The sequence below is a fragment of the Bacillus cereus group sp. MYBK139-1 genome, from assembly GCF_051916915.1.
GTDB lineage: Bacteria > Bacillota > Bacilli > Bacillales > Bacillaceae_G > Bacillus_A > Bacillus_A pacificus.
The window spans coordinates 2,016,818-2,038,286 of the sequence record NZ_JBQAHO010000001.1; the positions used below are offsets into that span (position 1 = coordinate 2,016,818).

Genomic DNA, 21,469 nt, shown 5'->3' on the forward strand with positions numbered 1-21,469 from the left:
ATTACAATCTCTTTTTCATTCTCTTTATCGTACTGCTTAATAACTCATCCAAGCATTTATAACCGAGCATCATCTCAAGTTAATTTAGTCGTAATAAGTTGGCCAGCCTCATTAATCGTTACTTTCCATTTCGCTCCACTAGCAGTCTTCATGACGATACCTTTACTTGCTTCTATTTCAATATCTCCAAACATTCTTCCGCCTGTTGTCGCTAGCCAAGCATTTCCATTCTCCATAGAAGACCTCGCAAACATACGATTAATCCGAAAACGTTTATGGTCTTGAACGTAACCACTGAGTGTAATTCTTACTTTATATAGTTGACTCGCCTTCATATTCGATATAATTGTATCGCCTACATTTAATGGAACATCCGATGCAACAACCCAATTTCCAGCTGCACTTAATGCATACTCAATTTTAATTTTCTTCGGGCTCTCTCCCCACCCAAAATACATGCCAAAACAATTCAGCATTTGGATTGGATTTTTCGTAAAATCTAGTTCAATCACAACTGGATTACTATCTGGAACATCGATATAGTTTACACTTTGTTCATCTATTAAATTAAAACAATTTGCAAGATTCCCACCGTAAGGTAATTTCCCACTTGCTTGCTTAACAGTATACTTCTGCTGAGCATTTACTAATATATCATCTTGGTTCCCTATTAAATGTGGTTTATTTAACGTAATTGGCAACTGAACCCGAAGAGATTCTTCATAGGTAGACTTACAAACATTGTATTGTCCTTTATCGACAATCGTTGTGGAAAGTAAATTCGAAAAAAGATAGTTACGATGCGAATTAGAAGAAAATTCAATGACAATCGGTTCGCTACTCATCCGGTACGTATCCCAAATCATACAATCAAATGTATTATAGGCACCCGTACAACGAATTACTTTTTTCGTTTGCTGTCTACATTGTACTTGAATATCATGAAATGTATTGCCTGAACTTTCATTTGGCAAATCACTATTTCCATCTACTTCAATCCCATACTGACATCCATCAATAAATATAGATTGAAATACATTTGCGTTAATCCAGCAAGGTGTATTTATATCATCTATAAATTCTGTCTTTAAATGTATTGCAGTTTGAAAGTTTTTAATTTGAATAAAGTTAACTTGAAAAAAACTAATATAGTCCCATGCTTTTTGACAATATAAGTGTATAGCCTTTCCTTTATATGACGACGTTGCATTTAATATATTTATATTTGATATAAGAGAGTGATTAGGAACTTCTATTTGTTGTGAACCAGAAACATACATAACTGCAGATTGAAACAGTGGATTTATAACTTGAAATGTACCACCTGTTATAGACGCATTTTGTTGCAGTTCAAACGCATTAAAATCTCCATCAATTTGCAACGTAACAGTAGGATCCAGCTCTAATCTTACGTTTGATTTAATAACAATCGGCTTTACAATTTTGTACGTATTTACCCCTGTAATTCTAACCGTCGAAATTCGATTCGCTACACAATAATCTATAGCTTGCTGAATTGCTAATGAACTATCATTTCCCGAGTTTGGAACTGCTCCAAAACAATCAATATGAACGCTATTTTCTGGTGCACAGTCTTCTTGGGAAGAAATATATTCTGACAAAATAAATTCACTCCTCATATTACCTTTTTCATATAATATGTGAGTTTTATCTTAAAAGTTTCTATAATAAAAAAACAAACGACTTCTACAGTCATTTGTTTAATTCATATAAATCTTTCGTTTCTTCTATCATTTTCGTTAACGAGAAATATCTCTCTGCTTTCTCTCGTGCTTTCATTCTAATACCATTCACCTTTTCTTCATTCTCTTTTAATTCCTCGAGCGCACTTACGAACTTAAATTCGCAATATTCAGATACCAAAACACCTGATTCTCCATCTATTACCGCTTCATTTATTCCGCCGACATCTATTGAAATAATTGGTGTTCCTGTGGCCATCGCTTCAATTACCACCATCGGAAACACTTCACGAAAAGATAATAAAAGTAGGGCATCCATATTTCCTATAAATCTATGTGGTTCCGAAATATTCCCTAACATCTTTACATTTTGCTGCAATCCATACTTTTCTATTTCTTTCATAATAGACTCTTTCTCTGGTCCATCACCAGCAATATAAAATTTAAAATCCTCTCTCTTTTTCAACACATTTGCAATTTTCACAAATAGTTGATGGTTTTTTTCTTTGGATAATCTAGCTAATATCCCTACATGATAAGTAGATTCTGCCTTTTTCTGCCGAAATAAAAACTTTTCAATATCCACACCGTTATAAATCGTCTTTATTTTTTTTGCAGCTACATGCATTGAAATTAAATTATTTTTTTCAAACTCACTTACTGTAATAATATTGTTCACATATTTATTCATGAAATAACGAAAAAGAATTGGCATTTTCTTTTCTAATATCGTTACATTATGTTTCGTATACAAAACCTTTATCTTTTTTTTCATAAACTTTTGAAGTAGAAATGAATATAAAACCATTCGTAAACTATTTGCATGAATAATTTCTATCTTTCGATCACATATTTCTCTTCGCAAGTAATAAATATTTCTCAAATGATTCCATCGACTAAGCAACATGAAATTTTCTTTTCTAGTAAGAGATTCATATAGTTCTCCATCACCTGCAGCTGTATAAACTGTAAAGTTCTCATCACGCAAATTGCTTTCCAATTTACAGAAATAACTTTCAGCTCCTCCAGTTATCAATTTGTCTGTCATCAACAATATATTCATAATTGCGTCTTCCCAACTACATTGATTTTATTTTTTCTATAGGCATGAAAAGCATACTTACTAAAATAGTAAAAAATTTGCACCGCATTTAATCGTTTTTGTTCCTTTAATAATTTCCAATACCGAAAAGCCGCTCTCATTTTATTTCTCGAAACAGAATTTTCTACAATTCTATACTTCGCTAACACTTGCTGTATTCCTTTCGCTTCATGCCCTTCATGTAATAAATTTAGCCATAGCGCTGTATCTTCCGGCTGCACATTAGGCATTTCAATACGGGAAATTTTTTCCCGATCAATCATTACTGTTAAACAACCGATAATTGTATTTCCTGCCAAATGATGATAGTCAACAGATTTTGGTACATTCACTTCTCGATTTAGTTCATTACCTTTTTCATCGATTAAACTATACGATGCATACGAAAAGGCCGCATTCATTTCTTCCATAAATAACAATTGTGTCTTCAATTTATTTGGCAACCATATATCATCGCTATCTAAAAAAGCAATATATCTTCCTCTCGCCTCTTCAATCGCTAAATTCCGAGATTTCGCAGCACCAACATTTTCTTTTAATGATATTAGCCTAATACGCGAGTCCCCTTCTATTATCTCTTTAATTTTTGCAGCAGATTGGTCAGTTGAAGCGTCATCAACGATAATCATTTCCCAATTTTCATATGATTGATTTTGTACTGATAAAATCGTCTCACCTATAAATCGTATACTATTATAAGAAGGTGTTATTACAGAAACATGAGGCGCCTTATTATGTGCTGATAGACATTTTACCATCTACCTTTCCCCTTCCTTCATATATTGAAATGTACTTCACAACCATTGCTAAAAATAAAAAGAACGCTTCGTTAATAATGAGTGACAATGACATCATCTGAAATAAAAATCCAATCATAGTCAATAAAAGATACGGTTTTTCACGAAATAGAGTATACTGCGTTAATTTAAACATTAATATGCATAAAAAAGCGCTATATAAAAGAAAACCAATTGTACCCGATTCAGACAAAATTTCTAAAAATGTATTGTGCACATATAATTTTTCATTAAATTGAAACTCATAATAATTCGAAAAATTAAACGCACCAATTCCGATATATGGATTGGATACATAATATTTAAAAGCAGCTTCCCATAATGTAAATCTTCCACTTCCATTATCATGCGAAAAATCAGAAATTCGTTTATTCAATATGTCATCCAATTGGCCACCCATTACACTATTCGATAAACTGAAGATTACTACACCAAACAATAGTAAACACATTATTATTTTTATTTTTTTTGCAAAACTAGATGTACATACATATACAAAAACGACGAGCACAAGTGCTAATATCCCCCCCCTTGAGAAAGTTAATAAACTTGTCGTCACACATAAAATCAATCCTAAAATGTTCGTTATATTATGTAGGTTTGTCATATAATACATAAAAAATATTGTATTATAAAAAATAAAAATGTTAGGATCATCTAGCAAACCAATTAACCTTGGGTATCCTCTATCAACTAATAGTCCGGCAAAAATTTCTCTTTCTTCTCCACCGTACAATCCAAAGTGCTGTAAACCGACTATATACAGTATTAGACTTACAATATTAAATATAATTCCTACATAGACAATAGATGATTCAAGTGTTGCTATTTCAACATTTCCTACTAAATTTCTCATTATAAAATAACACCCTAAAACAAGTAACACACCAAAAATCATACGAATACTAGCATGTAAATATATAGAAAGAATTCCACTGAAACAATAAATGAAATAAAATAGTAAAAATACAACTTCATGAAAATATAGCTTTTGAATATGAAAGTTTTTAACTGTTAAACAAAAATATATGACTAAAAAAATCATATATATCTTCAGCGAAAATCCAATATATATATTGTATTTACTTAACATGACAAATAATATTAAGAGCATAATCCATTTCATCGATATTTTCATATTATTTTCCATAGGCTATATCCCCTGTTTCGTAATATAATCCTTTTTACGTGTTTTTGTTATAAACGAGAGAAGAAGTTTTTTCAGCTCATAGTCATATAGGAATATACCCACTACTACGATTAACGTATTAAGAACGAGCGCAATGAAATGATATGTATGCAATATATATTGCACCCCAATAAAAGTTACGCCAAAATAAATTGTATAAGGTATGACAATTTGAAATACAATTTTCCCCTTCACTACACTTACCGCTATATACCCAACTAAGGCTACAATTTCAAATAAAACCATAGCATAAGCCGCTCCTATCACTCCACCAATATTACTAAAGCTATAAAGCATAATCCCACCTATCACTAATGCTATACATTGCACAACCGTTCTTTTATTTTGACGTCCACTCGTTGTTAAACCATCAGCTATAGCAATATTTAAACTTTGCAGTGCAATGAGAAATGATAATATTTGGAGTGGCTCTACTGCATTTTTCCATTCCTCATGAAAAAATATAGAAATAAAGTAAGGTGCTAAATGATATAAACCTAGCGTCATACATATTCCCACGATCGCCATTAATTTTATTTGAAGTAAGTTTAATTTCGTATGCTCTTCTAATTTATTCTGATTATAATGCTTAAAGAGCACTGGATAAAACGCCCCTGCAATCACCCCCGGTACTTGATATAAAGCCGCTGGCATCCGATACGCCACCGCGAAAACACCTAACATACTTAATGGCAGTGTATAGTTAAGTAAGATAGGTGCTAATTGTGGCGTACTCATTATTAAAAAACCACTAATAATAAAAGGTGTTACTTGCCAAAACAACGCTTTATGAATTACAACTTTCATATTCACATTCGTCTTTCTTTTCATTACATATATACTGCATATACCACCAATCATATAACCCAATCCATATAAACGCGCAGTTATATAAACTGGTAACTCTCCGAAAATACAAAAGCATGTAATGATACTGACAACTGCCGCTGATACAACTTTAATAAGTGCTATATACTTCATACGCTCCGTTAGCTGAAAGTAGGCAATCCCTATATTTTGCCAAGTTAATCCTATTAACATGAAAAACATTACGTTTATCATCATATAAATCAAATTTTTATCCGCATACATATAATGAATAGCAATATAGCCAATTATAGAAATAAAAATAAGTAGAATCATCCTTACCTTTATATACGACGATAAAATCATCTCTAAGTCTATTCCATCTTTTGCCCCTTCTCGAAGAAACGTATTCGTAAGTCCTAAATCTGTAAAAAATAACATAACAAACGCCACTGCTATAGCAACACTAAACATCCCATAATTTTGTGCATTAAAAAAATTTGCTAAAGCAATTAAACTCACAGCCTGAAGAAGATTAGCTAAAATCGTGCTATAAAATAGATGGATAATATTATTTAAAATCGATCTACCCATACCTGTTCTCCTTTGCAAGCAACCTACTTACATATATTTATCTTGCACCATTACCATTCAATACGATTAAAACAGTTTTACATAAAATATGAATGTCCATCTTAATCGTTTTCATTTCAATATACTCCATGTCCCATTTCAACTTTTCTTTTGGATCAAGATCATACCCGCCATTTATTTGTGCCCATCCTGTTAACCCTGGCTTCACAATTAAACGTTCCTTGAATTCCGGAATATAGGCATCAAATTGTTTATAAAAATACTCTCTCTCTGGCCTAGGTCCAACAAAAGACATATCGCCTTTTAAAATATTGAAAAGTTGCGGCAATTCATCAATTCTCGTTTTTCTTATAAATGATCCAACTTTAGTAATTCTTGGATCATTTTCATCTGCCCATTGCGGTCCATTTATTTCAGCATCTTTTACCATCGACCTTAATTTAAATACATTAAATTTCTTTCCATTCATCCCTAAACGTTCTTGAAAATAAATTGGAGCTCCTGCTGTTTCGAAAGCAATTATAATACAAAAAAACAACATAGTTGGCAGCGTTACTAGTAACAATATGAGTGAAAATATAATATCAAACAAGCGCTTTATACTTCGATTCAAAATACTGGTCTTTTCTTGGGCCGGAATCGTATACAACTTGGCTTGATTTGTTTCACGAATCATAGATCGTTACCCCCACATTCAAGAATATAAAACTATACCTATTAATTCACATTCTTTCTTCTTTATATTTGCTATCACTTTTTGCACAGTATGTAGGGAATCCTTTCTCCTTTTAACCGCTAAGACCACTCCATCGCATTTCCCTGCAATCATGTGCGTAGCAGGAAGCTCAAATACTTCAGAGGAATACAAGAAAATGTAATCAAAATCTTCCTTCCATTTTGCAATTACATAATCAAATTCATCTGTAACAACTAAAGGTGTACCAGTGTGTACTGTTTTTTTTGCAGGAATACAATATAAGTATTTAGATAAGTTACTAGAGAAAGTTTCATAACTACAGGAGGGATCGCTTATTATATCATTCACTGTTTTCGTATGGTTGCTTTGTAATAGTAGATGTAGCTTAGGATCGGAAAAATTCACATCGATAAGTAACACCTTTTTTTTCATTTCTGCAAACACTAGCCCTATATTGACTATAAGCGAGGCAACAACACCTCTATCCTTCGTTGAACTAATTGTGAACACTTGTTTCCCCGATTTTTTCAACTCGTGATACAGCGTATAAAACTGCTCTTTCATTAAAGCATTATGCGGATCAAATGGAAGCTGTTTCTTTGTCTTAAACATCGACATGTTCACCTCGATATATAGATGATTGCGTATCAACTTCTGTAGATTTCTTTTTTCTTTTCGGTTTCATATTTATGTAGCAAATAACAGGGATTGTTGTTATTTTCTCCAAATCTTGTTCCACGTATATACGCTCATCAAAATAATCTCGAAATATAGCTAAACCTATCCCAACAAAAAAACTAACAAGTAAAGAGATAGGGATAATAAGTTGAAATTTCGGAAACAACTTTTCTGCATTTTCCTGTAACTCAGGGTCAGTTAATATTTTTACTCCCTGTACATTCGTATACTGTTGAAAACTTTTTTGAGATTGTTCTGCCAGTGACTTTACTATTTCTTTTACAATTTTAGAATCCGAATCTTTTACTGTAACAGTAACAATTTGTGAATTGTCCATATTCACTACTGAAATCTTTTGAGCTAATTCATAACTTGATTGCTCTAATTTCAAAGTTTTTTTGACGGTTGAAATAATAAGTGGACTTTTTAAAATATCAACATACGAAGTTACGAGCTGCTTATTTTCCTGTGTTTTATTTGTTGAATTTTCCTTATTAAACTCATCTAGATTCCCAACGAGAATTTGTGTTGAATATTGATATGAAGGCTTTAATACGTACATAGAGATAAGAATTAGAGAAACAGTTAAACAGCACATCGTCAAAAAAATTGTTACTATCCTTCTTTTCAATAACTGTTGAAAATCCTTCATACTAATTTCTTGCTTCAATTATTTCACCGCCTTTGTCTGATTCATATTCTGCACATCATTCTTTACAGATAACCCTTTCTTCTTTCTATTCGCTTGCTTTGTTACATACTTTCCGACTCTGAATGCAAATTTTTCTACAGATATATACGAAAGCATTGCAAGTATAAATGAAAAAACGAGTGAGAAAATTAAAATGATAGGCAACGGTAATATTTCATGGAGCATGTATATAAGGGAAAATAACGATATGATATGGTATAAATAAAGACTGTAAGAAATCTTCCCCAAATATAACAAGTATTTATTACGCAGCAACGACGACAAAGTTGATACTGATAAACTTAATATGACAAATAAACATGCACTTATCGCTACTACGTAGTCTCGCAATATAAAATTATTGAGCACTTTAATTTCTCCGATAAGCCCTTCATACATATAAAGTAAAATCGCTAATAAAAACCATGCAATTTTCTCATTTTTAGTACGATTACTATAAAAAACTATTACATTATTTTTATACTTCGCAACTAGTGCCCCTAGTAAAAACAGTACTGTGTAATGCAGGGTTAATGCATAGCTTGTTAATGTTAAACTTGAGTGAAATAATAATAGAATCCCGACAGAACATATACTAAAACTAAACAATATCAATAACGAATCTCTCAACGTTTTTCGTAAACAAACCATCAAAACTAACGGGAAAATTATTGATATTCGCATTTCATGAACAAGTGACCAAATTACGCCGTTATATGCATCTGTATTATATTTCCCAACCAATAATATATGCTGCACGATTAGGCTTAAAGAACTTTCAATCGTCCATGAGCGATTAAACCATTCACTTAAATGAGAAATTCCATATTCACTCATTGTAGTTTGGCATAAAATAGCTATAAGTATTGCTACGATATATGGAATATAGATTCTGCATATACGCTTTAAAAGGAAGGACCCATAACTATCGTAGTTGTTTTGAATGGATCTATACAAAACAAATCCACTCAAAACAAAAAAGATAATAACAGATTCGTTACCACTACTAAAAATTAGACGAGCAGGTGTTTCTTTTAATAGATACATAACAAATGGTTTATTATCTTCATAACTGTAATTTTGAAATACTGAAAAAATCATTAAATGATGACCAATCATTACTACCAATGAGGCAATTCCTCGAATTGAATCCAGTTCTTCATACCTATCCATCGTTTTATATCAACTCCTAATGAAATGATAATAATCATTTCAAAGCGACACCATTATTCATATTCCTCTCCTTTCTTTTCATTCCAATTTTTCATATTAAAATGATTTATAGCGTAATTTTGAATGTATTGTAACATTTTTTGTAATATTATGAATAGCAAATCTCTTAAATTGGTATATACCAATTTCAACCTCGAAAAATGAAAAAAATTGGCAGAAAAACACTATGAAAATATCTTGTATATTTACAAAAATTAAAGAGGGAAATATAGTTATTTCAATATAAAACAAAAAAGATAGCCTTTATCGGCTATCTTTTTTTACCTTATTTAGTTGCTAGAGCCACTATATGCGACATGTCGTTTCTCAATTCGTTCCTCAATTTCTTTCATATTTTCTTTATTATTTAATAGTGATTGTTTATTTTCAATTAATAATTGTTTAAAAGATTTTCTCACTTTTTTTCTCATTTTTATTGTCCTCCTTGGGGGATGGTTTATATAAAGAATTATCTGGGTGTTCTTATAATAATTGATTGTTGTGAATTCCATTTGAACTTCACATGAAAATTCCGTTTATTTTCTGACAACTTTGTGAACACGAAAAAGAGATTTACGTAAAACAGTTTTGTAGTTGCTTCATTTCATTACATAAATCGCCATTTACGTCATCTTATATCAATTTACCTTGTCGAAATATTTATATATTTCAAGCTACATTCCATATACTTTCATCTACTAAAATTCTTTTTTTCAAAATAAAAAAGAAGGTGTCACCTAGTCAAACTTCGACTCATGCAACATCCTTCTTTTCAAACTATTTACAACATATTGATTAATATTTCAGGTCTTCCCCAATTCATTTCTTCACAAACGAATCGTAGTTTTTCTTCATCTATTGTGTGTAATCCTTCTTCTAGCGAACATGAAATAGGAACTTCACAATGAATTTGCGCTAATTGTAATGAAATATTTAAATTCTCTAAATCACTTTCAATCTTCGTACGTTGCGCTTTCGTTAAAGATGCCACATTTTCTAGTACAGTTGCTACTGTACCATGCTCTTGAATCAGTTTATACGCTGTTTTTTCACCAATACCTTTTACACCTGGGTAATTATCGCTCGTATCTCCCATGAAAGCTTTTGCATGCACGATTTGCCACGGTTCCACACCTTTTTCTTCCATAATTTTCTCTGGTGTGTAATACTCGTAATTTCCAATTCCTTTGCGCAGAAGCATAACTGTAACGCTCTTATCAACAAGCTGCAGTAAGTCCGTATCACCTGTTAAAATGTAAACTTCAGCTTCATTACAATATTGTTTTGCAAGCGTACCAATACAATCATCCGCTTCATACCCTTTCATTCCAATAACTGGAATGGACAATTTCGCAGTCATTTCTTGTACTAAATCAAATTGCGGAATTAATTCTTCAGGTGGTGCTGCACGATTCGCTTTATAATTTGAGAACGATTCTGTTCTAAATGTTGTACTTCCCATATCCCAGCATGTTACGATATGTGTCGGTTCAATTGCTTGCATTGCTGTTAATAAATGTTTCATATAACCATGAATCCCGTTTGTAGGGGTACCATCTTGTCGTTTCATAAATTGTCCATAGACACTTGTTGCATAAAAAGCACGAAATAATAGTGCCATACCATCAACTAATAATACTTTTTTCATAATTCCTCTCCTACCAAAAAAATAATAACCCCACGTCATCACGTAAGGTTATATAAATAGATTACCATTCTACGTTTTTCAACTTTGTCTATTATACATTGTTTTTGTATATTTAGCATCATTTACACATTAAGACGTTCTACTACAACAAGTATGAAGAATTCCTGAATACGTATTTTTCCCAGTCGAAACAACTACAGCTTTTGCATTTCCACCAACAATATACGTCCCTTTGAAACATACGTTTTCAAGTTCAAGTGGATTATAGTCTTTCATTCGTTTTAAAGGAATAAATCGTTTGCGCTCAAGATGATAGCAACTTTCAAATTTCTCAATACTTGCATCGTTTCCTGTTAGCACAGATTCATTTACTAATAAATCATTCGCGTAAATGATACGTACATCTGCTGGTACTGTATCACCTTCTGAAAGGAAAATCATATCTCCTGGAACAAGCTCTTGTACTGGCAAATCCATCATTTTCAATTCACCGTTTAAACCTGTTACACTAGAACATTCTACTCGAGACACAGTAATCTTCTCACATTGTAATCCATCTCTCACATGTTGTTTTGAAAAACCTGGGATCATTCCACTTAGCTTCATCATCACTTCCGCAATACGAGCTCTTTTTGATGTTAATTCATTTCGGCCGTATACTTGAATACGTTTTTGTGCCTCTTTCATAGACAATCCATCTCTTGTTGTTTTAAAATACGCAAATACAGATTTTACATCTCTCGTTGCAATTTCAATTAATAAATCTTTATTTTTTTGAAGCATCGTTTGTTCTTTCATTGATTTTTTGCTTAATTTATATGACGTGTTACCCACAGTTTTGTTTGCATATAACATATTATCGTCTCCTCCTTTACAACGTAGGAAGAAACGCTTTGTTTCTCAATTTATCCACTTTACGGTGAAAGTGTCTAGCGCCTAAACATACATATAAACGCTACATGATGATAAATATAGAGGGAGGAACAAGTCGTTTCCTGCCTACATCATATATTTTTGATTTGAAGTATATGGGTAACGGAACCGAGTCAGAATTTGACATGCTCCTCACCTCCTCGTTTTATTTTATAGTTTATACTATGAATTTACTCATAGCTTGGTAACAAAAAGACCCTTACTCCGAAAAGAGTAAAGGCCATGACATACACAAATAAACGATTCCTAATACAATTAGAAATCTACGGACCTCTCCCTCGCCGAGTTTTAGCACTGTATAGCATAGGTACATTACCAGCTACATTAAGAAAAACCTTAATTCGATCATTCCTGTTGACCCATTGGCGTCTCTCGACATTTTTGGGCAGTAGCATTTCTCTATACAGGAGCCTCACCTAACAGAGACTTATTTTTATTACATAGAAAATGTTACTCTTATTTAAAATAGATGTCAACAGTAGCCTACATTTTTTTCAAAAGGTATAACAAACTAACCTAGATATAATAAAAACTTTACGTTTAAACGTAAAGTTTTTAATAAGTTATACAACCAGCAATTACAATCCCAATTGAAAGCGATAAAAACATAAGAAAAAGACCGACCGCTTGATTATCTTCTTCAAGACTTTTATTTATATTAAAGCTTGGTGTAAGCCACTCAGCCAAATAAAAGACGATAATTTGAGCTAAAATCCCAACCGCTCCCCACGAAACCATATCAAGAAGTGAAATAGAATTAGCTGCTGTTGAATATAAAACAATAGCTAACCCAAGTAATCGCCCTCCAAGTACATAGCTTACCGCCTTATTCCCTTGGGCCATTAACTTAAATTCTTTTACTTTCGTTGTCACTTCCATTAGGAAAAGACCAATGCATAAAAGACCAAGTGTTACTGCTAAATATAATAAAAAATTAATCATATACTTCCTCCTTTTTTATACCTACCGGTAAATAGTACGATTCATTCCCCGTAATTTTTTCACCAGCACGAATACCAATACTACTCGCTTTTCCAGCAATTAAAAATGAACCAAACACATACGACAATTTCTCCATCCCTTTTTCTGTTTCCAACGATACGACTGGAAGTTCTGTATACTTTTGAAATATCGGCAGCGACGCTTTATACGTTTGGTATGTATTTTGAAGCATAATATTTTCGTCCTTATCGCGAATCGTAATTGTATCTCCTTCTCTACCAAATGAAGGTTTTTGAACGAAAGAACCTTTTCTTAAAAATAAATCTGGTTCTAAATATGTAGGTAGCATATATTCTTTAATCCACCGTTGTTCCTCATTTGTATAAAAGGCCTCTTCTTCTGCTAGCCCCCAAATAAGACACTGAACTGATTTTGGCTGAAGTAAAAATGCTGACAAAGGATTGATGATAAAAAGCTTTCCGGCTTTTACAAGTTGCAACAACTCCACACCTACCAAATCTCCTGTTTCAGGATCTTGATCCTCAATTAAATCTTCTATCGGATATGTTTGGCGGTATAAAACATCAATTTGCACTCCATCCCTATCCACTAAAGCATCTTTTGTAATTCTAAGTTCTGACATTGGCACTACTTTATTTTCAACATGGCATAGCTGACTCAAATACATAGTCGTATTCCAATCCTCAATATGTTCATGATGTGCTGTAAAAACAACATTTGGATTGTCTATTTCCTTTGTCGCTTCTAGTACGGCTTTTGTAACACCAGAAGATAGTAATCGTTCTTGATCCGAGTTCGGATCATCATAGCCTAGTTTCTCGCAAACTTTTCCATTTATTTGAAAACATTCCATAATAAACGTTGGCGTATCACTATTAAATTCGAGCATTTTCATTTTGTTTTCACCTGTTAAAACGAAATCAAACCGTGAAATAATAGATTCAGGATATAATCCTTTCATTCTAATGAATGATAAGCTCGCAGGAGGAAATCCGAGTTCAAGAAGCTGTTCGTCACTTAAATTCCGCAAAAGTCTAGCAGTCTTAAAAAATATTTTTCCCATTCGTTCAGTTGCTAACTGTAATTGTTTCATAGTCTCATTTGTTATAGAGAAAACATGAAACAAACTATACTCACATTCATATAAATCCGACCAGAAATCCGGATATTTTGAATAAAACTCTTTTCGATCCCTTATGTACTGCGACATATGTTAGCCCCCAAATCCTCCCTTTGAACCACTTCCAATCCCACCTTTAAATTCCGCAGACGATTGATACGATTTAAACGCCGATGAATTTTTAAAATTGGATTTATTTTGATAGTATGTTCCGCCATAGAAATAATGCCCACGATATCCTGAACTACTATCATTACACTGCCATACCCCAAGTTCATCATCCCAATCCCAATCTGAACAACTATTATCATTCGGTTTTGGGGGTAAATCTTGTGCGCAGCCAAATAAGGTGCCGGTCATTAAAGACGTTACGACACCACCTACTAGCCATTTCGTTTTTGTCACCTTCGCACTCCCCTTTTTAAATTCTATTCCTATTATATAGGATGTCATGATAAAGTAGAAGAAAAAGGAAGAAGAGGGATAAAATGCGCTTAGAATATCGACTTAATGATGAAACAAAAGGATATCCTGCTTTATGGAATTACACAAATATTTCTAATTCTGAAATCATTGCACGCATGACTTGTGAATATTTTATAAAAGATAAAAATACATATGTTGTCACTGCAACCTCAGTAGATCCAGACGGAACAGCAGTTATATATATTCAACAAGAAACTTTCTCTAACGATCCTTCAGATCCTACTTACTTCCACATCGGTTTTGAAATTAGAGAGCTAAAGGATACAAGTTCAAACTTGATTGAAAGTAAAGATGTATGGAACTATGAAGAAATTTTACCATCTCTTCATTCAGATATTATATATATTCAGCGCGACAGCATGCATATGGAGTTTACTTTAGATTCAAGAGAAATTGATGAAGACAGAAAATGCTATATTTATTACGGAAACTTCACAGGTGAATCGAGATAAAATGGATATATGTATGCAACAAAAAAACCTTACGTATAAAACGTAAGGTTTTTATTTAGCCCCACATATGCCGTTCTCTCTAGATGTCCATAAACCTGCTCTCACAGGTGGATGCTCTCACAAATGTTTGTAACTTCCTTCTTAAAAAGATGGCATGTTAGCTACATTTAAATATTGAACTTCCATATTAAACTTATTGGTTTAAGACATGCATAAGCTACGTACACCGTAGGAATTTTATATAATGTTAGTTGAAATAAGACCCCCGCACGTGCCGCTCCTCGTAAATGTCCAAAAACCCGCTACTCGCAGGTGGATGCCCTCACAGTTACCGTACATCTTCCTCCACAAAGAAGGCTTGATGATGGTCGCTAAATATTGAGCTTCCGTATAACTAACATCGGTTTTAGACATAAATAAGTTACGTACACCGCAGGATGTATTATTTACTTGTCGTTATATTATCACATTGTTTCCAATGTGTAAAATACAAAGTTTTTCGAGCAATCTCTTGCTTGTGACCTTATTTTAATACAAATTATTTTTGCATGCAAGTGATTAATCTTCTTCTTTTGCAATTTGATTTTCTGGATAAGAAATCCAATCACTCCAGCTACCTGCATACAATTTAACATTTTGGAATCCAGCTAATTTCAATGCAACGATATTTGGGCATGCTGTAACACCAGAACCACAATATACAATTGTTTCCTTATCTTTTGAAAGATTTTGGAATCGTTCTTGTTGCTGGGATTCATTCTTAAATTGTCCTGATTGCAGCATTCCATCCTTCCAAAAATAATTTACTGCTGTTGGAATATGTCCTGCTTTTGGATCAACCAGTTCCTCTACACCAGCATAACGTTTTGGCTCTCTAGAATCAATTAACGTAACATCTGCACCTGTATGAATATTCTCTCTCACCGTTTCCATCGTTACAAGCATATGATCTTGTACATTTGCTTTGAATGCTTTTCGTTTAACAACAGGAATTTCCGTTGTTATCGGTAGTCCATTCTCTTTCCAAGCTGGAAATCCGCCATCTAATATATATACTTTCTCATGTCCTACATAGTTTAATAACCACCAAAGACGAGAAGCATTTGCACCCGCTTCACTGTCATATGCAATCACTGGCGTATGTTCATCAATACCAGCTCGCGACAGTTTGTCTGCAAACTCCTCAATATTTGGTAACGGGTGGCGACCACCATGTTCTGTTATAGGACTTGATAAATCTACATTCAAATCAAAATATAATGCATGAGGAATATGTTCTTCCCCATACTTTTCTCTACCCCAATTAGGATTCGCTAAATCAAAACGACAATCGATTATACGGACGTTCTCATCTTCTATATGCTCACGTAACCATTCGACTGTAACTAACATCTTTAACGACCTTCTTTCTCTTGCAAACGACTTACATACTCCATAACCATTTCTTTTGTAACATATTTACGCTCTAGTGTAACACCATTTTTTGCAAGAGCGTTAATTTGCTTCGTTAGAGCATTAATGACATCAACCGAAAAGTCTTTCCCATTTGACGCAAGAGATACGGCTGCTTCAATAGCTGCTTCACGCTGCGCATCTAATTGTAAACATGCTTTTACACTTTCATTTTGTTTACGAGAATGTGCTGTAATTGCTTTATGTACTTCCATCTTCTCTTCCCCCTAAATAAGTTATACGTTCTCATTCAATTCCATTGCAAGCCGAATCATATCACGGCATACAATCCCATTTTCAATAATCTCTTCTTCATAATGCTTCGAAAAGTAATCAAAATCAATAGAAAAAATACGAAATCCACATTTTTGATATAAAGCAAGTTGTGAAACACTAGAATTGCCTGTACCGATTTCAAGTTTTGACATACCATACCCTTTAGCAGTTTCTATGGCATGACTTACTAGCTTCTTTCCAATCCCTTTTCCTTGCAAATGCTCTACAACCGCAATATTCATAATTTCCATCGTCTTCGGCCTTGTTTCCAAAATCACATATACACCGATTACATTATCCTCTTGCTTAGCTACGTATGTTAATCCTCTTTGTACATATGTAGCTACTTGCTGTTCACTTGGATCAGCAAGTAGTAATAAAGACTTCGGTATAGCTTCTTTTGAAATACGTTCTATTACAACAGCCATAAAAAATTCCCCCTTCTCTATTGTTCTAAACCCTCCTTGTCTACCATAAGTAATAGAAAGGAGGGATTCACCATGGACAACAATGAGAAAAAATGCAACGTCATCTCTATTGATGGAAAGAAGAAGAAGAGCGACACGTATTCCTATCCAAAATTAGTAGTAGAAAACAAAACATATGAATTTTCTTCGTTCGTCTTATGCGGTGAAACACCAGACGGCAGACGACTCGTTCTTACTCATATGATTTCTACCGATGAATTTGCTGGGTTTGTCAAATCTTTAGATACGGTACTACAAAAGAAAATTGAACGAATCTTTTTCTCATAACGACTACATCACATACATTTCTTTTTCAATCTCTACTAATTGCTTTTGCAATTGTTCTTTACTTTGTTCATATAGTGATACATCAATTGTTTCAGCCAATGCAAATAATACACTTTCATAATAATTCATCACATCTTGCTGCATCACTTTTTGGAATAAGTTCCATTTCAAATCCCACTCTTGCTTATAATGATGAACAAATAAATCTTTTTCATCAGCTACATAGTTTGATACGAGAGGTTCTAATACAGATTTAGCGTCTTCTTGCATAAAGGCTTTGTCATTCTTTTCAAAAAAGCTTTTCTCGTTTTTAAAGTGTGCCAATGCTTTTTTGAAATCTTTTATTTCAACTGAAGGGAACGGTTCTTTATGTGTAATATCTTTATATTCATATTCCACTGTTCCATTCATAGAAATTGATTCATTTTCTACTTTACAGTTCACCACAATTTCATTCTTTGCACGCTTCATCGCTTCATCTATCCATCTTTCAAGGCGTAATGATGTCGCACGCATTTCTTGCAATAAATCATGCTGAATAAATGCTACTAATTCCATAACACACTGCTGCAACTGCACTTTCACATTTCCATCCGTTCGAAGCGATGCTGGATTAATAAATTCAGTAAACACATCGTTATAGCGTAGGAATAGACGTTGTTGCACGTAATAAAGCAATTCTTTCACTTCATTTTGCATCGCCTGTTCTTCAGCAAGCACACTATATGATGAAATAATATGAAGTAGTTGATCACGCTCTGCTTCATATTTTTTCGTTTGCTTCTCTTTCTCTTCATTCCCCTGCTTTGCACCATTTATCATATTTACTAACAGCTGATCTGCCCCTTGCAATGCACCATATAAAGCATGAACAGATACGAGCATTAAATCTCTCATCATAAAGGATGTAAATGATTCCTCGAATTTAGCAATCCCAGAGTTTTGTAAAATACCGTACTTCTCTTTTTCAATATTTTTTCCTTGTTTCTCTTCAAGCGCACATAAACTTGAAATTGCAAATAAACGTGGACTTCTAATACCGTATTGCAGTAGCTGGTCTGCGATATAACCTTTTACCATTTCAAGTTCTTCTTCAGACTCTGCTAAATCAGCCGCATTAATTAAGAAAAACATTTTATCAAGAGCAAAAGTATCCTTTACACGACCAAGCTGAATTAAAAATTCACGGTCGGCACGAGAGAACACGTGATTATAATACGTGACAAATAAAATAGCATCTGCGTTTTTAATATACTGGAACGCAACGTCTGTGTGGCGGGCGTTAATAGAATCTGCTCCAGGTGTGTCTACAAGCGCTACCCCTTGCCTTGTTAATGCACAATCATAATAAAGCTCCATGTACTCAACAAAACAAGATTTTTCTTCATTCGCTACATAATCAGAAAATTCATCTAATGTAACTTGTACTTGCTCACCTAAATGCGCAGAAACCGTATCATACCCTTTTTGTACCGCTCGTAAAAAGCTAAATGTTGTTTTTTGCTTTCCAGTTGGTGAAGGGTATTTCATAACTTTATCAATCTGTGCTAACGCTTCATCTAACGTAGTAATTTCATAATGAAACAGTTTATAAACAGCTTTCATATCTTCTAATAAGGCTTGCTTTGATTTAAATTGAACCATTACTGTTCCGTGTGGTTTTTCCTCAGTAACTGGTAAAATTTGATTGATCGTTGCCGTCGTCGGATTTGGTGACACAGGAAGTACTTTCTCACCAAGCAATGCATTGGCAAATGATGATTTCCCAGCACTAAAAGCTCCGAATAACGCTACTGTAAATTGTTTCGTTTCCACACGGCGCCTTTTTTCTATTACCTCTTGCTGTACATGTTTTAACGCTGGCAATGGCTCTAATATCGTTTCAGCTTTCTTCACTTTCTCTAATATACGCTGAATATTTAAAGCTGCCGTTCCTTTTATCTCTTCCTCATGAGCCGCTACGTTATCATTTACAACTTCCTGCTCTTGTAGTGTGAATTTCTCACTTACAATTTGTTTTTTACTTTGTAATATCTCTTCTATTTGCAACCCTTCTGGTGTAGCAACACGCTCATGCCAAACATTTTGTATATAACTTTCATATGTCTCCAATTTGTTACTGTATTGCAATTGTGTTTCTTTTGCCGTTTGCAACATCGTATATGTTTCAATCTCTTCTTCAATACGATCAACTGCTTCTTTCACCTTTTGCTTTAAAACGACTGCACTTTTATCAAAAATCTGCTGTGCTTTTGTAAAATAACGTTTCTTTAATTCATTCGCTACATCCGCTGTATAAAGAAGTAAGTAATCACCTGTGAAACCTGCACCTTGTTTAATTACTTCCGCTAACATTTCTGGTCCAAAAGCAATTTCTAAAGCATATATGTCTTTCCCAATCTCTTCTGTAAACAACCCTTCTTCTTTTAAGAAGGCAACAATAAATTCTTTTACATGAAAATCAAGTTGCGTTTCGACAGTCTTTTGCAAAGCAGCATAAAAAGCATCTAAACGTCTCTGTTTTTCTTGCTCAGTCTTTCCTTTCGCAAATAGCAAACCAACTTTAAATTTTGTTAATTTCGTTTCTAAGTACGCATTTGCCAATTCTCTCATTTCAAATGGCATTAAATACGCGTTATCTAATATAGCTTGTAAGCCTTTTATAAATTCATTTCTCATTTGAGACTCTTTATTAGCCTCGCGATGTTTCATTTCCGTTAGCTCTTCTTTCTTTTCAACTATTTCTGAAATGGAAAGCGGTGATGCTAACTCTTCCTCATATTTCAAAAGAGATTTTTCATTTTCAGAAAGAATAAACGAGAAATGTTCCCCCATTAAATATTCTGTTTCTCGCTCCATTCCATCTCTTACATACTGCTCTTTTTCTTTCATAATAGAAGTAATTAATGTTTCTAAGCTTCCAATTTCATTATGTGGATGGTTCATCATTCGTAATGAAGTATAATAAACGCCATCTACTTCAATATCCCAGTTAGAGAACGATTGTTTTACACTATCTTTATAATCCGCAAACGATAATTCATTTTCTTTATGTTTATCTATTTGATTTACAACGAGATAAACCGTTTTATTACGTTGTTTCAATTCTTTAACAAATTGTAAATTCACTTCCGATTGGACGTGATTATAATCCATCATATAAAAAATTACGTCTGCTAGATGCAGCGTTGATTCTGTCGCTAGTTGATGAGCATCATCTGTTGAATCAATCCCTGGTGTATCAACTAGCATAACACCTTCAGGAATTGGAGCATCATTCCGATAAATATGAACACCAATTACCTCATCGCCATCTTTACAAATTTGTTTTAATTCTTCTGCTGAATATGCACCGTCATATTCGTACTGCTCTCCAGATTTAATCGTTACAACAACACGATCAAATCCCTTTTCAATTTTAACGACGTTAGCGCTTGTCGGAATTGGACTTGTCGGTAACAACTGCGCTTTATATAGATGATTCATCATCGTTGATTTCCCTGCTGAGAAGTGACCGCAGAATGCTATCATAAGCTGCTCTCGTTTATATTTTTGAATTACTTCAAACAACTTTAAGCTATTCTCTGCATCGCCGTGTTTTTGCCACTCTTCATAAAAACAAACAAGTTTTTTCATACCGTTTGTCTGTACTATGTTTGTCATCCCCTTGTTCCCCTTTATCCAAGATGTATATACTTTTCCCCGCTATTTGCGAGCACATAATCAACAGGAGATACATTCCCTCATTGATTATCGTTTCACTTTACTATCATACTAAATTTTCAGCATATTCTCATTAAAAATAAAAAATCCCTTTCATTCTTTTTACAAATGAAAGAGATTTTATGTAATATCACTCATTTTGCTGTTCCTACTCCATTTAAAACATACTTTGCAATAACTGCATATACAGC

General features: G+C 33.5%; 21 protein-coding genes, 2 other RNA genes and 1 riboswitch. Of the genes, 2 read left to right on the forward strand and 21 right to left on the reverse strand.

Annotated features, from left to right (window positions below; translation table 11 throughout):
• Positions 1-74: 74 nt before the first annotated feature.
• The 15 genes from ACTFRS_RS10260 to ACTFRS_RS10330 form a co-directional block, all read right to left on the reverse strand.
• Positions 75-1,622 carry a hypothetical protein gene (locus ACTFRS_RS10260; protein WP_139867989.1) on the reverse strand — a complete coding sequence of 516 codons (1,548 nt, stop codon included), beginning with the start codon at positions 1,620-1,622 and terminating at the stop codon, positions 75-77.
• A 91-nt stretch (positions 1,623-1,713) separates the two neighbouring features.
• Positions 1,714-2,766, reverse strand: a complete 1,053-nt coding sequence (locus ACTFRS_RS10265) for a glycosyltransferase family 4 protein (RefSeq protein ID WP_139867991.1) — start codon at positions 2,764-2,766, stop codon at positions 1,714-1,716.
• Entirely contained in the window at positions 2,763-3,563 is an 801-nt protein-coding gene (locus ACTFRS_RS10270) for a glycosyltransferase family 2 protein (protein ID WP_431084812.1), read from the reverse strand. The genes ACTFRS_RS10265 and ACTFRS_RS10270 overlap by 4 nt, the downstream gene beginning before the upstream one ends.
• A complete protein-coding gene (locus ACTFRS_RS10275; protein WP_087951896.1) occupies positions 3,538-4,752 on the reverse strand; it encodes an O-antigen ligase family protein in 1,215 nt (404 codons plus the stop codon). Before ACTFRS_RS10275 ends, ACTFRS_RS10270 begins: the two co-directional genes overlap by 26 nt.
• 3 nt (positions 4,753-4,755) lie before the next feature.
• On the reverse strand, positions 4,756-6,192 hold the full coding sequence (locus ACTFRS_RS10280) for an oligosaccharide flippase family protein (protein WP_439194484.1): 1,437 nt from the start codon (positions 6,190-6,192) through the stop codon (positions 4,756-4,758).
• Positions 6,193-6,229: 37 nt separating this feature from the next.
• Positions 6,230-6,868 carry a sugar transferase gene (locus tag ACTFRS_RS10285; RefSeq protein WP_087951894.1) on the reverse strand — a complete coding sequence of 213 codons (639 nt, stop codon included), beginning with the start codon at positions 6,866-6,868 and terminating at the stop codon, positions 6,230-6,232.
• Positions 6,869-6,886: 18 nt separating this feature from the next.
• Positions 6,887-7,507, reverse strand: a complete 621-nt coding sequence (locus ACTFRS_RS10290; protein ID WP_439194483.1) for a CpsD/CapB family tyrosine-protein kinase — start codon at positions 7,505-7,507, stop codon at positions 6,887-6,889.
• Positions 7,494-8,237 (reverse strand): YveK family protein, encoded by a 744-nt coding sequence (locus ACTFRS_RS10295; RefSeq protein ID WP_242294375.1) that lies wholly within the window; start codon positions 8,235-8,237, stop codon positions 7,494-7,496. The genes ACTFRS_RS10290 and ACTFRS_RS10295 overlap by 14 nt, the downstream gene beginning before the upstream one ends.
• Positions 8,238-9,431, reverse strand: a complete 1,194-nt coding sequence (locus ACTFRS_RS10300) for an acyltransferase family protein (RefSeq protein WP_439194482.1) — start codon at positions 9,429-9,431, stop codon at positions 8,238-8,240. It lies immediately after the preceding gene.
• Positions 9,432-9,760: 329 nt separating this feature from the next.
• Positions 9,761-9,901, reverse strand: coding sequence for an FbpB family small basic protein (locus ACTFRS_RS10305; RefSeq protein ID WP_048527108.1), 141 nt, complete (start codon positions 9,899-9,901; stop codon positions 9,761-9,763).
• Positions 9,902-10,251: 350 nt separating this feature from the next.
• A complete protein-coding gene (locus tag ACTFRS_RS10310; RefSeq protein ID WP_139868004.1) occupies positions 10,252-11,118 on the reverse strand; it encodes a 5'-3' exonuclease in 867 nt (288 codons plus the stop codon).
• A 129-nt stretch (positions 11,119-11,247) separates the two neighbouring features.
• Positions 11,248-11,973, reverse strand: a complete 726-nt coding sequence (locus tag ACTFRS_RS10315) for a P-type ATPase (protein ID WP_139868006.1) — start codon at positions 11,971-11,973, stop codon at positions 11,248-11,250.
• A 343-nt stretch (positions 11,974-12,316) separates the two neighbouring features.
• Positions 12,317-12,482, reverse strand: a riboswitch (M-box (ykoK) riboswitch).
• Positions 12,483-12,606: 124 nt separating this feature from the next.
• A complete protein-coding gene (locus tag ACTFRS_RS10320) occupies positions 12,607-12,993 on the reverse strand; it encodes a DUF350 domain-containing protein (RefSeq protein ID WP_242294373.1) in 387 nt (128 codons plus the stop codon).
• Entirely contained in the window at positions 12,986-14,224 is a 1,239-nt protein-coding gene (locus tag ACTFRS_RS10325; protein WP_242294372.1) for a glutathionylspermidine synthase family protein, read from the reverse strand. The genes ACTFRS_RS10320 and ACTFRS_RS10325 overlap by 8 nt, the downstream gene beginning before the upstream one ends.
• Positions 14,225-14,227: 3 nt before the next feature.
• The gene (locus tag ACTFRS_RS10330) at positions 14,228-14,539 is read right to left on the reverse strand and encodes a hypothetical protein (protein ID WP_440023646.1); all 312 of its coding nucleotides are present in this window, start codon (positions 14,537-14,539) and stop codon (positions 14,228-14,230) included.
• 83 nt (positions 14,540-14,622) lie between these two features.
• Between ACTFRS_RS10330 and ACTFRS_RS10335 the strand changes: the two genes are divergently transcribed.
• Positions 14,623-15,072, forward strand: coding sequence for a hypothetical protein (locus tag ACTFRS_RS10335; RefSeq protein ID WP_242294371.1), 450 nt, complete (start codon positions 14,623-14,625; stop codon positions 15,070-15,072).
• Positions 15,073-15,126: 54 nt separating this feature from the next.
• On the opposite strand, the gene ssrS (ACTFRS_RS10340) is transcribed toward ACTFRS_RS10335, so the two are convergent.
• From ssrS (ACTFRS_RS10340) to ACTFRS_RS10360, 5 genes are all read right to left on the reverse strand, one after another.
• Positions 15,127-15,310, reverse strand: a non-coding RNA gene (gene ssrS / locus ACTFRS_RS10340) — 6S RNA.
• Positions 15,311-15,331: 21 nt separating this feature from the next.
• Positions 15,332-15,514, reverse strand: a non-coding RNA gene (gene ssrS / locus ACTFRS_RS10345) — 6S RNA.
• A gap of 116 nt (positions 15,515-15,630) precedes the next feature.
• On the reverse strand, positions 15,631-16,464 hold the full coding sequence (locus ACTFRS_RS10350; protein WP_242294370.1) for a sulfurtransferase: 834 nt from the start codon (positions 16,462-16,464) through the stop codon (positions 15,631-15,633).
• Between the two features lie 2 nt (positions 16,465-16,466).
• Positions 16,467-16,739, reverse strand: a complete 273-nt coding sequence (locus ACTFRS_RS10355) for a YpbS family protein (protein WP_139868017.1) — start codon at positions 16,737-16,739, stop codon at positions 16,467-16,469.
• 21 nt (positions 16,740-16,760) lie between these two features.
• Complete coding sequence (locus ACTFRS_RS10360; RefSeq protein ID WP_431084809.1) at positions 16,761-17,228, reverse strand: GNAT family N-acetyltransferase; 468 nt, start codon at positions 17,226-17,228, stop codon at positions 16,761-16,763.
• A gap of 72 nt (positions 17,229-17,300) precedes the next feature.
• On the opposite strand from ACTFRS_RS10360, the gene ACTFRS_RS10365 reads away from it, so the two are divergent.
• Positions 17,301-17,555 carry a DUF3931 domain-containing protein gene (locus tag ACTFRS_RS10365; protein WP_000369740.1) on the forward strand — a complete coding sequence of 85 codons (255 nt, stop codon included), beginning with the start codon at positions 17,301-17,303 and terminating at the stop codon, positions 17,553-17,555.
• Between the two features lie 3 nt (positions 17,556-17,558).
• Here the strand turns inward: ACTFRS_RS10365 and ACTFRS_RS10370 are convergent, their stop codons facing one another.
• A complete protein-coding gene (locus tag ACTFRS_RS10370; protein WP_439194481.1) occupies positions 17,559-21,218 on the reverse strand; it encodes a dynamin family protein in 3,660 nt (1,219 codons plus the stop codon).
• Positions 21,219-21,469 lie beyond the last annotated feature (251 nt).

Excerpts from the sequence above, each read along its gene's own strand:
- ACTFRS_RS10355 (WP_139868017.1), bottom strand. The coding sequence starts at position 16,739 with ATGGAAGTACATAAAGCAATTACAGCACATTCTCGTAAACAAAATGAA.
- ACTFRS_RS10360 (WP_431084809.1), bottom strand. The coding sequence starts at position 17,228 with ATGGCTGTTGTAATAGAACGTATTTCAAAAGAAGCTATACCGAAGTCT.
- ACTFRS_RS10285 (WP_087951894.1), bottom strand. The coding sequence starts at position 6,868 with ATGATTCGTGAAACAAATCAAGCCAAGTTGTATACGATTCCGGCCCAA.
- ACTFRS_RS10275 (WP_087951896.1), bottom strand. The coding sequence starts at position 4,752 with ATGGAAAATAATATGAAAATATCGATGAAATGGATTATGCTCTTAATA.
- ACTFRS_RS10310 (WP_139868004.1), bottom strand. The coding sequence starts at position 11,118 with ATGAAAAAAGTATTATTAGTTGATGGTATGGCACTATTATTTCGTGCT.
- ACTFRS_RS10335 (WP_242294371.1), top strand. The coding sequence starts at position 14,623 with ATGCGCTTAGAATATCGACTTAATGATGAAACAAAAGGATATCCTGCT.
- ACTFRS_RS10270 (WP_431084812.1), bottom strand. The coding sequence starts at position 3,563 with ATGGTAAAATGTCTATCAGCACATAATAAGGCGCCTCATGTTTCTGTA.
- ACTFRS_RS10350 (WP_242294370.1), bottom strand. The coding sequence starts at position 16,464 with ATGTTAGTTACAGTCGAATGGTTACGTGAGCATATAGAAGATGAGAAC.
- ACTFRS_RS10305 (WP_048527108.1), bottom strand. The coding sequence starts at position 9,901 with ATGAGAAAAAAAGTGAGAAAATCTTTTAAACAATTATTAATTGAAAAT.
- ACTFRS_RS10365 (WP_000369740.1), top strand. The coding sequence starts at position 17,301 with ATGGACAACAATGAGAAAAAATGCAACGTCATCTCTATTGATGGAAAG.
- ACTFRS_RS10325 (WP_242294372.1), bottom strand. The coding sequence starts at position 14,224 with ATGTCGCAGTACATAAGGGATCGAAAAGAGTTTTATTCAAAATATCCG.
- ACTFRS_RS10315 (WP_139868006.1), bottom strand. The coding sequence starts at position 11,973 with ATGTTATATGCAAACAAAACTGTGGGTAACACGTCATATAAATTAAGC.
- ACTFRS_RS10280 (WP_439194484.1), bottom strand. The coding sequence starts at position 6,192 with ATGGGTAGATCGATTTTAAATAATATTATCCATCTATTTTATAGCACG.
- ACTFRS_RS10290 (WP_439194483.1), bottom strand. The coding sequence starts at position 7,507 with ATGTCGATGTTTAAGACAAAGAAACAGCTTCCATTTGATCCGCATAAT.
- ACTFRS_RS10265 (WP_139867991.1), bottom strand. The coding sequence starts at position 2,766 with ATGAATATATTGTTGATGACAGACAAATTGATAACTGGAGGAGCTGAA.
- ACTFRS_RS10320 (WP_242294373.1), bottom strand. The coding sequence starts at position 12,993 with ATGATTAATTTTTTATTATATTTAGCAGTAACACTTGGTCTTTTATGC.
- ACTFRS_RS10300 (WP_439194482.1), bottom strand. The coding sequence starts at position 9,431 with ATGGATAGGTATGAAGAACTGGATTCAATTCGAGGAATTGCCTCATTG.
- ACTFRS_RS10370 (WP_439194481.1), bottom strand. The coding sequence starts at position 21,218 with ATGACAAACATAGTACAGACAAACGGTATGAAAAAACTTGTTTGTTTT.